The 13,402-nt window shown below is 60.7% G+C and carries 8 protein-coding genes and 2 pseudogenes; 2 read left to right on the top strand and 8 right to left on the bottom strand.

The window, feature by feature from the left end; genetic code table 11:
* Positions 1-480 precede the first annotated feature (480 nt).
* The 5 genes and pseudogenes from odhB to OMP40_RS39065 form a co-directional block, all read right to left on the bottom strand.
* Entirely contained in the window at positions 481-1,755 is a 1,275-nt protein-coding gene (odhB, locus tag OMP40_RS39085; RefSeq protein WP_277539597.1) for a 2-oxoglutarate dehydrogenase complex dihydrolipoyllysine-residue succinyltransferase, read from the bottom strand.
* Between the two features lie 6 nt (positions 1,756-1,761).
* Complete coding sequence (locus OMP40_RS39080) at positions 1,762-4,632, bottom strand: 2-oxoglutarate dehydrogenase E1 component (RefSeq protein WP_277539596.1); 2,871 nt, start codon at positions 4,630-4,632, stop codon at positions 1,762-1,764.
* A 343-nt stretch (positions 4,633-4,975) separates the two neighbouring features.
* The gene (sdhB, locus tag OMP40_RS39075) at positions 4,976-5,749 is read right to left on the bottom strand and encodes a succinate dehydrogenase iron-sulfur subunit (RefSeq protein WP_277539595.1); all 774 of its coding nucleotides are present in this window, start codon (positions 5,747-5,749) and stop codon (positions 4,976-4,978) included.
* A gap of 3 nt (positions 5,750-5,752) precedes the next feature.
* Complete coding sequence (sdhA, locus tag OMP40_RS39070; RefSeq protein WP_277539594.1) at positions 5,753-7,510, bottom strand: succinate dehydrogenase flavoprotein subunit; 1,758 nt, start codon at positions 7,508-7,510, stop codon at positions 5,753-5,755.
* A gap of 18 nt (positions 7,511-7,528) precedes the next feature.
* Positions 7,529-8,195 (bottom strand): annotated as a pseudogene (locus OMP40_RS39065) (succinate dehydrogenase cytochrome b558 subunit).
* 156 nt (positions 8,196-8,351) lie between these two features.
* Between OMP40_RS39065 and OMP40_RS39060 the strand changes: the two are divergent.
* Positions 8,352-9,260, top strand: coding sequence for a LysR family transcriptional regulator (locus OMP40_RS39060; protein WP_277539593.1), 909 nt, complete (start codon positions 8,352-8,354; stop codon positions 9,258-9,260).
* 378 nt (positions 9,261-9,638) lie between these two features.
* Positions 9,639-10,133, top strand: coding sequence for a 3D domain-containing protein (locus tag OMP40_RS39055; protein WP_277539592.1), 495 nt, complete (start codon positions 9,639-9,641; stop codon positions 10,131-10,133).
* A gap of 316 nt (positions 10,134-10,449) precedes the next feature.
* On the opposite strand, the gene OMP40_RS39050 is transcribed toward OMP40_RS39055, so the two are convergent.
* From OMP40_RS39050 to OMP40_RS39040, 3 genes and pseudogenes are all read right to left on the bottom strand, one after another.
* Positions 10,450-11,286, bottom strand: coding sequence for a polysaccharide deacetylase family protein (locus tag OMP40_RS39050; protein WP_277539591.1), 837 nt, complete (start codon positions 11,284-11,286; stop codon positions 10,450-10,452).
* 78 nt (positions 11,287-11,364) lie between these two features.
* The gene (locus tag OMP40_RS39045; protein WP_277539590.1) at positions 11,365-12,027 is read right to left on the bottom strand and encodes a potassium channel family protein; all 663 of its coding nucleotides are present in this window, start codon (positions 12,025-12,027) and stop codon (positions 11,365-11,367) included.
* Positions 12,028-12,051: 24 nt separating this feature from the next.
* Positions 12,052-13,396: pseudogene (locus OMP40_RS39040) on the bottom strand (TrkH family potassium uptake protein).
* Positions 13,397-13,402: the final 6 nt, after the last annotated feature.

Genomic DNA, 13,402 nt, shown 5'->3' with positions numbered 1-13,402 from the left:
TTCGGTCAGGACAAGACGCAAAACTAACGATGATCTATAACATTCAAACGTTCCGCGGCTTGGATACACTCCTAAAGCGGACGAGCCTGTATCTGAACTTCCCTCTCCCTGTGCGAAAGGGATACCGTTCAAACGGTTGAATTCTCCGTTTCGGGTAACGAGTCACTGCTTGCTTTCCCTGCTCCCTGTGCGAAGGGGATACCGTTCAAACGGTTGAACTCTCCGCTTCGAGAGACGAGTCACATCTCGCGTTCTCTGCTCCCTGTGCGAAGGGGATACCGTTCAAACGGTTGAACTCTCCGCTTCGAGAGACGAGTCACATCTCGCGTTCTCTGCTCCCTGTGCGAAGGGGATACCATTCGAACGGTTGAAACTCCCATCTTTCGAAACCACGAAATGTCCAGCAGAGCGCAACCTTCGTTGAAAAAAACAAAAAGCCCCCGCTTATATAAAGCGGAGCTAAAAGCATCGTATGGATGATCAGCCTTGCAGCAGCAGCGTTTCCGGATCTTCGAGCATTTCCTTTACGGCGACCAGGAAGCGGACGGCTTCGGCGCCGTCGACGATACGGTGGTCGTAGGAAAGCGCGATGTACATCATCGGACGAATCGCGATCTCGGTGTTGTTGTTCACCGCGATCGGACGGTGCTGGATCTTGTGCATGCCCAGGATGCCGACTTGCGGCGCGTTCAAGATCGGCGTGGAGAGCAGCGAGCCGAATACGCCGCCGTTCGTGATCGTGAACGTTCCGCCTTGCAGGTCGGACAGCGCAAGCGAATTGTTGCGCGCTTTGACGGCCAGATCGGCGATGGAGCGCTCGATCTCGGCGAAGCTCAGGCGATCCGCGTCGCGAACGACCGGGACGACAAGGCCTTCCTTCGCGGATACGGCGATGCCGATATCGTAAAATTGCTTGGCAATGATGTCTTCTCCGTCGATCTCGGCGTTCAGCAGCGGATATTGCTTCAGCGCGCCAACGACGGCTTTCGTGAAGAAGGACATGAAGCCGAGGTTGACTTCGTTCTTTTCCTTAAATGCATCCTTGCGGCGCTTGCGGACGTCCAGGATCGCGCTCATATCGACTTCGTTGAAGGTCGTGAGCATCGCGGCCGTATGCTGCGCTTCGACGAGGCGCGTCGCGATCGTCTGGCGGCGGCGGGACATCTTCTTGCGCTCGTAAGGCTTGGCCGATTGGAAAGCCGGTACGGTCGGCGCTTTGGCTGCCGGCGCGGCCGGCGCTGCCGGTGCGGAAGCGGCGGGCTGGGAGCCGGCGGCGCGGACATCCTCGGGATAAATACGGCCGAGCGGATCGCGCGCAGGCGTCTGGCTCAGATCGATGCCTTGCTCGCGAGCGAGCTTGCGGGCTGCAGGAGTCGCCGAAGGCTGGCTTGCTGCGCCAACGGAAGGCGCGGCAGGCGCAGGTGCAGGGGTCGCAGGCGCAGGAGCGGCGGAAGCCGGTGCCGGAGCGGCGATCGGCGCTTCAACCTGCGCAGCCGGAGCGGGAGCGGCAGCGCCGCCCTCGCCTTCCGCAATGCGGCCGATCACTTGGCCGATCTGCACGGTGTCGCCTTCGCCGAACAGAAGCTCGGTGACGACGCCCGCTTGTTCCGCGCTGATCTCCAGGTTAACCTTGTCGGTCTCGAGTTCGAGCAGCAGATCGCCCTGGCTTACTTTGTCGCCTGCTTTGACCGCCCATCGCGAGATGGTGCCTTCCGTAATCGATTCGCCCATTGCCGGTACTAGAATATCTGCCACTGCGGCTTACCTCCCCAGATTGTGAGTCAACGTCGGACTCTGCTTCAAAGATTGCGTCACGATATAATTTTGCTCGTCCGCGTGTACGTCAGCGAATCCGGTAGCTGGACTCGCACGGTCCGGACGGCCGATATACTTGATTTCCGCGCCGGACGGCGCGATCTCGCGGATACGGGATTCCATGAACGTCCAGGCGCCCATATTGCGAGGCTCTTCTTGCGTCCAGACGACTTCCTTTAATTTCGGGAAGCGAGCGAACGCCTTCTTGATCTCCTCGGCCGGGAACGGATACAGCTGCTCCACGCGTATGATATGCAGCCAGTCCTTGTTGTCTTTGTCCTTCGACAACGCATCCTCCAAGTCGATGGCGACCTTGCCCGAGCAAAGAACGATGCGTTCGACGCGGTCCGGCTTGGCGCCGAGTCCCGCTTGCTCGACAATCGTCTTGAAACCGCCATCTGCGAGTTCCACGGCCGGCGAAGCGGCGCGCGGATTGCGAAGCAGGCTCTTCGGCGTCATGATCACGAGCGGCTTGGCTTCGTCCGTGCCGGTGATCGATGCCTGACGGCGCAGCAGATGGAAGTACTGCGCGGCGCTGGACAAGTTCGCGACCGTCCAGTTGTCCTCGGCGGACAGCTGCAGGAAGCGTTCAAGACGGGCGCTGGAGTGCTCGGGGCCCTGTCCTTCGTAGCTGTGCGGCAGCAGCATGACCAGGCTCGAACGTTCGGACCACTTGGCGCGCCCGGACGCGAGGAACTGGTCGATCAACACTTGGGCGACGTTCGCAAAGTCTCCGAATTGCGCTTCCCAGAGCACCATCGTCTCCGGAGAATACACATTGTAGCCATACTCGAAGCCGAGAACCGCCGATTCGGACAGCGGGCTGTTGTGCAGCGCAAAGGAGGCCTTCGCTTGCGGCAGCTCATGCATCGGGCAGAACGTGTCTCCGGTCTCTACATCGTGCAGCACCAGGTTGCGCTGCGCAAACGTCGCGGTCTCGGCATCCTGGCCGGACATCCGGATCGCGCGGCCGTCGGCGAGAATCGATGCGAAAGCCAGCGTCTCCGCATGGCTCCAGTCGATTTTTTCGCCGTCGTTCAAGGCGCCTGAACGACGCTCCAGTATTTTTTGAAGCTTCGGATACAGCTTGAATCCTTCGGGCCACTTGAGCAGCCCGGCGTTCAATTCCCGGAGCTCGGACATCGTCACGCGCTTAGGAGCGACGATCGACGTCGCTTGCTGGTCGACCGCCTGAGACTGAGGACCTTCGTGATGATCCTCCAGCGTCTTCATTTCCTCGTAGGCGTCCTTGAATACTTTAAGAACGGCATTCTTAGCTTCTTCGAACTGCGCGTCGGTCAGCTTGCCTTCCTTGACGAGACGGTTCGCGTATACGCGGCTCACGCCGGGATGCGCCTTGACCTTCTTGTATACGGTCGGCTGCGTCGGCTCGGGATCGAGCGTCTCGTTGTGACCGTGACGGCGGAAGCCGATCAGGTCGATCAGGAAGTCCTTCTTGAAGCGCTGGCGATACTCGACCGCCATGTGCGCTACGGCGATCACGGCTTCGGGATCGTCGGCGTTGACGTGAACGATCGGAATCTCGAAGCCCTTGGCCGGATCGCTGGAATATTGCGTAGAACGAGAATCGACGCTGTCGGTCGTAAACCCGATCTTATTGTTGACGATAATGTGGATCGTGCCGCCGATTCCGTAGGCGCGCAGCGAGCTCAGGTTCATCGTCTCCGTGACGATGCCTTCGCCAGGGAAAGCCGCATCGCCGTGCATGACGATCGAAGCGGCCGCTTCGACGTTCTGCTTCGGATATCCGCGAACCGTACGGTCGTCCTGCGCGGCGCGGGCGAAGCCCTGCACGACCGGATTGACGTACTCGAGGTGGCTCGGGTTGTTCGCAAGAACGATGCGGGTCTCTCCGCCCTTGGGATTCTGCATGACATGGCGCGCACCCAGGTGGTACTTCACGTCGCCGGTGCCGCCCGGTTCGAACGTGAAGGTCCCTTCGGTAGGCATCTTCTTGCCGCTCGCGGCGGAATGCTGGAACTCGGCGAAAATCTTCGTCAAAGGCTTTTGCAAAATATGGGCAAGTACGTTCAGGCGGCCGCGGTGCGCCATGCCGATCGCGATGTCGCTGACGCCTTCGCCGGCGAGATCGTTCACCATGCGATCGACCATGGCGATCAGTGCGTCGTTGCCCTCGACGGAGAAGCGCTTGACGCCGATAAACGTCTTCTGCAGGAAATCTTCGAACAGCTCCGCTTCAAGCAAGCGCTTGAGCAGATCGGCGCGCTCTTCGGGGCTCAGTTGCAGAGACGGCACCCGCTGTTCGGCGTATTCGTTCAACCATCTGCGTTCGTCCTCGTCCGCGACATGACTGAATTCGTAGGCGATCGTCCCGCCGTACACTTCCTTCAGCCTGACGATCGCCTCGGCACCGTTCGAGATGCCCGCCGGCGCGCCTTCCCAGACCAGATCCGCAGGAAGCGTAGCCAGCTCGGCGTAAGTCAGTCCGTAAGTCTCGGGCTCCAATACCTTTGTGGAAACGGACGGACCGATCCCAAGCGGATCGATGTCGGCAGCCAGATGCCCGTACGTTCTGACGTTCCACACCAGCTTGCCGGCTATGACCGCGTTGCGAAGCTGACGCGCGTCCACGCCGACAGCCGCACCCGGCGTCGAAGCGACTGGGCTTCGAACCGAGCGCGGCGGTTCGCCCCACGCTTTGAATTGTTCGCGATATTCCTGCGCGACCGACTCCGGATCGCGAAGATACAGTTCATATTGCTCTTCGATGTAGCCAAGGTTCGGGCCATAATACCTCGCCCATGGGTTCTGATGGTCTTGCTCGCCATTCGCCATTTGTGTGATCCCTCGGTCTTCTATAAAAGTTGATTATCGAACATAGCGGTATTGCTTATCCTCCATGATTATAAAGCATTTGTTTGCGACATTAAAATAAGGATTTCCTATCGTTATGATCTCAAAATGAGAACGTTCGCCAACAAAAGCGCACATGATGATCAGTATGTCGTTCGCACAGGAGAATTATCCCTGTTCCCGCACGATGTCGGGCGATTGACCGTCAAGATGTCCTTACGATTTCTGAATGCTTTTAAAACAGTGGCGTCGCGGGCGTCGCGACAACAAAAAACCCGGACACTTCCGACCTCGGGTCGGCGTATCCGGGCGAACGCGGCCGCGATTAGAAGCTCAGCCAGCGCTTGAACATATGCTTGGTCGTATCGCGGTTGATCGCGGCGATCGACGTCGTGAGCGGGATGCCCTTCGGGCAGGAGCGCACGCAGTTTTGCGAGTTGCCGCAGCCTTCGATGCCGTCCTCGCCTTCCATGAGCGCCTCGAGACGCTCGTGCGCGTTCATCTCGCCCGTCGGGTGAGCGTTGAACAGGCGAACCTGCGAGATCGGCGCCGGGCCGATGAAGCTCGAACGGTCGTTGACGTTCGGGCAAGCCTCGAGGCAAACGCCGCAAGTCATGCACTTGGACAGCTCGTAAGCCCATTGACGCTTGGTCTCGGCCATCCGGGGACCCGGACCGAGATCGTACGTGCCGTCGATCGGAATCCAGGCCTTCACCTTCTTGAGCGCGTTGAACATGCGCTCGCGGTTGATGACCAGGTCGCGCACGACCGGGAACGTGGACATCGGCTCGACGCGGACAGGCTGCTCAAGCTTGTCGATCAGCGCGGAGCAGGCCTGGCGCGGCTTGCCGTTGATGACCATGGAGCAGGCGCCGCACACTTCCTCGAGGCAATTCGACTCCCAGACGACCGGCGTCGTCTTGGCGCCGTCCGCCTTGACGGGATTCCGCTGAATCTCCATCAGCGCGCTGATGACGTTCATGTTCGGACGGTACGGAATCTCGAATTCTTCCGTATAGGGGGCGGCGTCCGGCTTTTCCTGACGCTTGATGATGAACTTGACGGTGCGCTTGGCGGTCGCGGTAGCAGTATCTGCCATCGGTTAGCCCTCCTTCTTCTTGTTCGAGGAGTAATCGCGAACCCGCGGTTTGATCAGGGACGTGTCGACGTCCTCGTAAGAGATCTGCGGGCCCTCGGACGTCCAGGTCGCCTTGGTCGTCTTCAGGAACTCCTCGTCGTTGCGTTCCGGGAACTCGGGCTTGTAGTGCGCGCCGCGGCTCTCGTTGCGCAGCAGGGCGCCTACCGTCATCGCTTCGGCCAGCTCCAGCATGTTCCACAGCTGGCGCGTGAAGGCGACGCCGGCATTGTTCCAGCGGGCCGTATCGTTAATGTTGATTTTCGTGTAACGCTGCTTGAGCTCCTTGATCTTGCCGATCGTCTGCTCCAGGCGGTCATTGAAGCGAACGACGGTCATGTTGTTCGTCATCCATTCGCCCAGTTCCTTATGAATCACATAGGCGTTTTCGCTGCCGTCCATCTTGAGGATGGACTCGTACTTATTCGCCTGCTTCGAACGCTCGCGCTCGAAGACGGATTCGGCGACGTCATCCGCGGACTTTTTGAGGCCCTTGATATACTCGACGGCCTTCGGTCCGGTCACCATGCCGCCGAAGATGGCGGACAGGAGCGAGTTCGCGCCCAGACGGTTCGCGCCGTGGTATTGATAGTCGACTTCGCCGCAGGCGAACAAGCCGGGAATGTTCGTCATCTGGTTGTAGTCGACCCACAGTCCGCCCATCGAGTAGTGAACCGCCGGGAAGATCTTCATCGGGATCTTGCGCGGATCGTCGCCCGTGAACTTCTCGTAAATCTCGATGATGCCGCCGAGCTTGACGTCGAGCTCCTTCGGATCTTTATGCGACAGGTCGAGGAACACCTTGTTCTCGCCGTCGATGCCGAGCTTCTCGTCGACGCACACCGCGAAGATCTCGCGCGTCGCGATGTCCCGGGGAACGAGGTTCCCGTACGCCGGATACTTTTCTTCAAGGAAGTACCACGGTTTGCCGTCCTTGTACGTCCAGATGCGTCCGCCTTCGCCGCGCGCGGATTCGCTCATAAGGCGGTTCTTGTCGTCGCCCGGGATGGCCGTCGGGTGGATCTGGATGAACTCGCCGTTGGCGTAATGAACGCCCTGCTGGTACACCGCGCTCGCAGCCGTGCCGGTGTTGATGACCGAGTTGGTCGTCTTGCCGAAAATGATGCCCGGGCCGCCGGTCGCCAGGATGACCGCGTCGCCGCGGAACGTGACCGTGTCCATGGAGCGCAGGTCCTGCGCGGCGATGCCGCGGCAGACGCCGTCGTCGTCGACGACGACGGACGTGAATTCCCAGTGCTCGAACTTCTGGACGAGCCCCGCCACTTCCCAGCGGCGGACCTGCTCGTCCAGCGCGTACAGCAGCTGCTGGCCGGTCGTCGCGCCCGCGAACGCCGTGCGGTGGTATTGCGTGCCGCCGAAGCGGCGGAAGTCGAGCAGGCCCTCCGGCGTGCGGCTGAACATGACGCCCATCCGGTCCATCAGGTGGATGATGCCCGGCGCCGCTTCGCACATCGCCTTGACCGGCGGCTGATTCGCCAGGAAGTCACCGCCGTATACCGTATCGTCAAAGTGCTCCCAAGGGGAGTCGCCTTCGCCCTTCGTGTTAACCGCTCCGTTGATGCCGCCCTGGGCGCATACGGAGTGGGACCGCTTGACCGGCACCAGCGAGAACAGATCGACCCGCATGCCGGCTTCCGCCGCCTTGACCGTCGCCATAAGACCCGCGAGTCCGCCGCCGACGACAATGATTTTCTGATTAGCCATTGCTGATTCTCCCTCCGATCAACCTAACAAACCGACGACGGCCGTCTGCGCCGCCGCGAACTCGTCGCTGCGGAACGCGAACAGCGACAGCAGGAACAGCACGGATACGATCGCGAAGATGCCCATGCAGATCTTCGACGATACGCGCTGCGCGCGCGGACCGACCGTGATCCCCCCATGCCACGAGAAAAGCCCACAGGCCGTTGGCGAAGTGGAAGACGGCGGCGAGAACCGCGATGAAGTAAATCGTGAAGTAAACCGGCTGGGTCACGATATTGTGCATGTGCTGGCCGATCTCTTCGTTGGTCGTGTTGCCGAGCGCGACCTGAACGCGCGTCTGCCAAATATGCCAGGCGACGAACACGAACGTAATGACGCCGGTAATCCGCTGCAGCGCGAACGCCCAGTTGCGTCCGTAGCTGTACCGGCCCGTGTTGTAATTCGACGTAAAGGCGAGGTACAGGCCGTAGACCCCGTGGAACAGAATCGGCAGCCAGATGACGAACAGCTCGAGGAAAAAAATGAGCGGCAGGTCATGCAAGCCCTTGACGCTGTCGACGAAGCCCTCCTTGCCGTGCTCGAACGCGGAGTAATTCGTCAGGGCGTGTTCAATAATGAACAATCCGAGCGGAATCACACCCAAGAGCGAATGAATCTTGCGCGCGTAAAACGAGTTTCCCTTCATGTCGGTGAGCGTTCTCCTTTCGATCCGTGCGTTGTCACGAATTCTTCACGGTTTCTAGGTTACTCCATTTTCGCTTATAATGGAACTGCTTATTTATTATTAAAACTTATGACGAATCGACATAAGCTCGAAAAAAAACGCGGAGGAGACGCCCACATGCTGGATGATATGAGAGTTTTCGCGACCGTCGTCGAACATAGCAGCCTGAACCGGGCGGCGGAGAGGCTGAACGTCACGCAGCCCGCGCTGTCCCGCAGAATCGCGCGTCTGGAGCGCGAGCTCGGCGTCGACCTGTTCAGGCGCGTCGGCAAGCGTCTCGAGCTCACGCCCGCCGGGCAGTTCACCTACGATTTCGCCCTCGAGCTGCGCAGGTTCCACGGCGACTACCTGCAGCGGCTGAACGCGTTCAAGACGGCGGAGGCGCCCGTCGCGACGATCGGCGCGAGCCTTACCACGCTGCAGACGACGCTTCCCGAGCTGATCACCGCCATGACGGAGAAGCATCCGAACCTCGAGATCAAGGCCGTCACAGGCAAAACGCACGAGATCGCGACGTTCGTCAAAGAACGCAAAGTCGACTTCGGCCTCGTCGCCTCCTCGGTCGAGGACGATCCGTCGATTACGAGCACGCCGCTGTTCGACGATACGGTCGTGCTCGTGCTGCCCCGCTCGCACTTCATCGTGGAGCGTACGCAGTTGTCGATGAGCGACCTGAACGGACTGCCGATGATTCTGTTCGCCCCGGGCACCTGGTACCGCAACCTGACGGACGAGCTGTTCCGGCAATACGGCGTCAAGCCCGACGTCCGCATGGAGATCGACTCGTTCGAAGCGATCGTCCGGCTGCTAGGCGCGAGCCGCGCCGGCACGATGCTGCCCAAGTCGTACCTGCGTCCGCAAATGCTCAGCGACAACGACCTTTACGTCGTCCGCATCCGGGAGCTCGAGGAGTTCAAGCGCACGACCTCCCTCATCTACGGCGATCTCGCCTGGCTCGCGCCTTCGACGCGCTATTTAATCGAGGAGACGATCGCGCTGTTCGGCAGGGGCAACCGTCAGAGCTAGGTTAGCGCTAGCCGTCAGAGCCAGCCGCCTTCGCCGGCGGGACGAACTTTCATTTTTCTCATCGTCGTCCCGTTTTTCCCGCGGGAACGCACTTTTAGGATGAGAACGCCTCTCAGATATCCTCGGTTATCCAGCGGTGGCGTCCTTTACCACTTAACCCGGTTCGAGGGATCGTGCTACGCTAGGCGCATGATTTTCGAACCGGAGGGTGAATACATATGCGTTTTCGTTTAGCCATGCGAGCCGCTTCTCTCGCGCTTGGGGCGGCACTGCTGCTGCCTGCCGCCGCTTCTTATGCGGCTACGACCTATACCGCCACGGACGCGGATACGTTCTGGACGTTGTCCAAAAAAGTTCGACGTTCCCCTGCAAAAGCTGATGAGCTTCAATCCGAACGTCGATCCGAAAAACATATACGCCGGCCTGAAACTGTCGATCCCCGCGCCGGCGAATGCTTCCTTGACGGCCAAGTCCGTGACGGCCAAGACGGTTCAATCTGTCTCGGCTTCGCAGTCGGCCAAGCTCGTCAAGACGACCTCGGGCGAGTCGCTGCCTTACGCGACGGCCATCCAGATGAAGGCGACCGCCTACTCCGCCTCGCTCGAGGAAAACGCCTGGGGACCCATCGACTACTTCGGCAACCCGCTGAAACTGGGCACGATCGCCGTCGATCCGAAGGTCATCCCGCTCGGCACCAAAGTATACATTACGGGCTACGACCACGACGGGCTCCCCGCCGGCGGCATGTTCGCCGTCGCCAGCGATTCGGGCAGCGCCATCAAGGGCAATAGGATCGATATTTTCGTGCCGGGTTCCCGGGATAAAGCGAGCAAGTTCGGCTTCCAATACGTCAACCTGTACGTGCTTAATTAGTCCGGATGCGCGCCAGACCGCAGCTGCCTTCTCGCGAAGGCGGCTGCGGTCTTTTATTTGCGGGCGACGCCCGCTGGCGCTCCCAAAGACGGCTGGTGCCCCCGGCCATGCTCGGCTTCACTCAGTCTGCCCGAGCATGGCCCTGCCTCGTTCTGCTTGCTTCAGCCTGGTTCGCTTGCCTTAGACTGGCTCTCTCTGCCTGGCTCTCTCTCTGCCTGGCCCTCTCTGCCTGGCTCTCTCTCTGCCTGGCCCTCTCTGCCTGGCTCTCTCTCTGCCTGGCTCCGCTCGCCTCAGCATGCCCCTCGAACCGTGCGGCTCAAGCCCGGTTCGGCCTGCGCTCCGGGATGTGCAGCAGCTCCGGCACCGTCACCAGCTCGTACCCTTTGGCGCGAAGCTGATCGATCAGATGCGGCAGGGCGTTGACCGTGCCGAACAGGTTCTGTCCGCTGCCGCCTCCCGCATGCATGAGTACGATCGAGCCGGGACGCAACCCTTTAAGCGCGTTGCGCAGCACGACGCCGGAGGGAATCTGTCGCCAATCCTGGGAATCGACGTCCCAATTGACGACCGTATAGCCGCGCGACCTCGCCCATTCAAGCTGGGCGGGCCGGATGTCGCCATACGGCGGCCGGATCATCGCGGGCTCGAAGCCCGCGGTCTCCCGGATCTCCGCCCCCGTACGCTCGATCTCCCGCTTGACCTGCCCCAGGCTAAGCTTGGGCAGCTCGGGATGCGAGTATGTATGGTTGCCTACCGCATGCCCTTCGTTCACGATTCTCCTCACCAGCCCGGGGTGCTTGGACGCCCGGCTGCCGACGACAAAAAAAGTGGCGCGCACCCGCTTGCGCTTCAACACGTTCAGCACGAGCGGCGTATAACGCGGATCGGGCACGTCGTCGAAGGTCAGCGCGACGCGACGCCCGCCCGAAGCCGAGGCGCGCAGCACAAATACGCCCCTGTACCGGCGCTGCAGGTCCGACCAGCTCACCGGCGCCGATGCGGGCTTTGATGCTTTCGAAGCCGACACGGATACCGCAGGACGCTCGCGCGCCGTTTCCGCTTCTCCCGTCTTCGCCGGCACGAGCGCCGTCCCGGCGAGCATCAGGCCCGCCGCAAGCGCGGCCAGCCATCGCTTCCGTCGTTGCTGCATCATTTTCACACTCACTCCTGTCGCTAAACGGCACTGCCGTTAGCGTGAGCGAATGCGGCCCATCTCATACCTTTCCCGTCATTATTGGCCGATCGCGTCCTGAAACGCCTCGATCTGCTCGTTCGTGCCGATGACGACCATGACATCGCCTTCGGCCAGCGTATCCGTCGCCGTCGGCGCGACGATCATGCCCTTCGGCTTGTTCAAAGCCACGATGCTGCATCCGTACCTGCCGCGCGGATTCGTCTCTTCGATCGACTTGCCGGCCAGGCAAGCCGGTACGCCCAGCTCCGCGATCGTATACTTGTCCGACAGCTCGATATAATCGAGCAGGTTGGGCGACACGAGCTGATGCGCGACCCGGATGCCCATATCCCGCTCCGGATAGATGACGCGGTCCACGTCCATCCGTTCGAGCACGCGCCCGTGCAGCTCGGACACCGCTTTGGCGACGACCTTTTTGACGCCGAGCTCCTTGAGCAGAATCGCCGCCAGGATGCTCGCCTGCACGTCGTCCCCGATCGCGACGACGCCGCAGTCGAAGTTGCGCGCGCCGATCGAGCGCAGCGTGTCCTCGTCCGTCGCGTCCGCGACGACCGTATGAGTCAGGATGCGGCTCATCTCCTGCACCTTCTCCTCGTCGCGGTCGACGCCGAGCACCTCGTAGCCGAGCTCGATCAGCTCCTGGCCGATGCTGGCTCCGAACCGCCCGAGGCCGATGATGACGAACTGATTCATTTTCATGGTAGCAATTCCACTTCGCTTTCGTTATCCGATGATGATCTTGCCTTCCGCTTCCCTGTAGAGCGCCTTGTCCCGCTTCGGCACGAGCGCGTAGCCGAGCGTCAGCGGCCCCAGCCTGCCGGCGAACATCATGAGCATGATGACGATCTTGCCGAACAGGCTCAGGTCCGACGTAAGGCCCAGCGACAAACCGACCGTGCCGAACGCGGACACCACCTCGAACAGGATCATGAGGAAATGATGGTCCTCCGTCGTCGACAGGATCATCGTCGCTCCGAGCACGAGCGCGAGTGCGAGCAACGTCAGCGTCAGCGCCTTGTAGACGCGTTCCTGCGCGAGCCTGAACCTGAACATGACGACATCCTCGCGGCCGCGGATGATCGCCCATACGGCGCCGAGGAGCGCCGCGAACGTCGTCGTCTTGATGCCGCCCCCGGTCGAGCCCGGAGAAGCGCCGATGAACATCAGGATGATGATGAAAAACTGCGTCGCCTGCCGCAAATCCGCCAGATTTAGCGTATTGACGCCGGCTGTGCGGGGACTGACCGACTGCATGAACGCGGTTAATATCTTAGTACCCGGATTGAGCGGTCCCATCGTGCCGGGATTCGCGTATTCGAAGGCGAGCACGACGGCCGCGCCGAACAGAATCAGGGAGCCCGACATCGTCAGCACGACTTTGGAATGCAGGGACAGCCTCCGATCGCTTCGAAAATCCGTCAGGTCCGACAGCACCACGAAGCCGAGACCGCCGACGACGATGAGCGCCATGCTTACTAGATTGACCCAGGGATCGCCTGCATAGCCGGTCAGGCTTCTGAAGCCCCCCATCAGGTCGAAGCCGGCGTTGTTGAAAAAGGATACCGCATGAAAAACGCCGTAGTATATCGCTTGGCCGGGGCTCATATGTGTAAGAAAGCGAAGCGTGAGCAGCAACGCTCCCGCCGCTTCGATCGTCAACGCGTACAGCACGACGCGGCGGACGAGCCGGACGATGCCTTCGATGCTGCTCTGGTTGAGCGCTTCCTGGAGGATCAGCCGTTCCTTGAGCGAGATGCGCCGTTTCAGGAAAATCGCGAACAGCGTCGCCATCGACATGAAGCCGAGACCGCCGATCTGAATCATCGTCAGGATGACGATCTGTCCGAAAAGGGAGTAATGATCGCCTGTATCTACGACGACCAGCCCGGTGACGCAGGTCGCGGAGGTAGCCGTAAAAAAGCGCGTCGATATAACGCGTCTGCTCGCCGCTGCTCGAAGCGACGGGCAGTTGCAGCAGGAAAGAGCCGAGTCCGATGATGAAGGCGAAGCCGATCGCCAGCGTCCGCGGCGGGGAGGCGACCAGCCAGTCGAATATTTTTTTGCCCAATTCGCT

This window comes from Cohnella rhizosphaerae (genome assembly GCF_029525575.1).
Lineage (GTDB): Bacteria > Bacillota > Bacilli > Paenibacillales > Paenibacillaceae > Cohnella > Cohnella rhizosphaerae.
This window is presented reverse-complemented; position numbering and strand designations above follow the sequence as displayed.

Bases quoted from the DNA above. Each gene is read 5' to 3' on its own strand.
- OMP40_RS39060 (WP_277539593.1), top strand. From the start codon at position 8,352: ATGCTGGATGATATGAGAGTTTTCGCGACCGTCGTCGAACATAGCAGC.
- OMP40_RS39050 (WP_277539591.1), bottom strand. From the start codon at position 11,286: ATGATGCAGCAACGACGGAAGCGATGGCTGGCCGCGCTTGCGGCGGGC.
- OMP40_RS39055 (WP_277539592.1), top strand. From the start codon at position 9,639: ATGAGCTTCAATCCGAACGTCGATCCGAAAAACATATACGCCGGCCTG.
- OMP40_RS39080 (WP_277539596.1), bottom strand. From the start codon at position 4,632: ATGGCGAATGGCGAGCAAGACCATCAGAACCCATGGGCGAGGTATTAT.
- sdhA (WP_277539594.1), bottom strand. From the start codon at position 7,510: ATGGCTAATCAGAAAATCATTGTCGTCGGCGGCGGACTCGCGGGTCTT.
- sdhB (WP_277539595.1), bottom strand. From the start codon at position 5,749: ATGGCAGATACTGCTACCGCGACCGCCAAGCGCACCGTCAAGTTCATC.
- OMP40_RS39045 (WP_277539590.1), bottom strand. From the start codon at position 12,027: ATGAAAATGAATCAGTTCGTCATCATCGGCCTCGGGCGGTTCGGAGCC.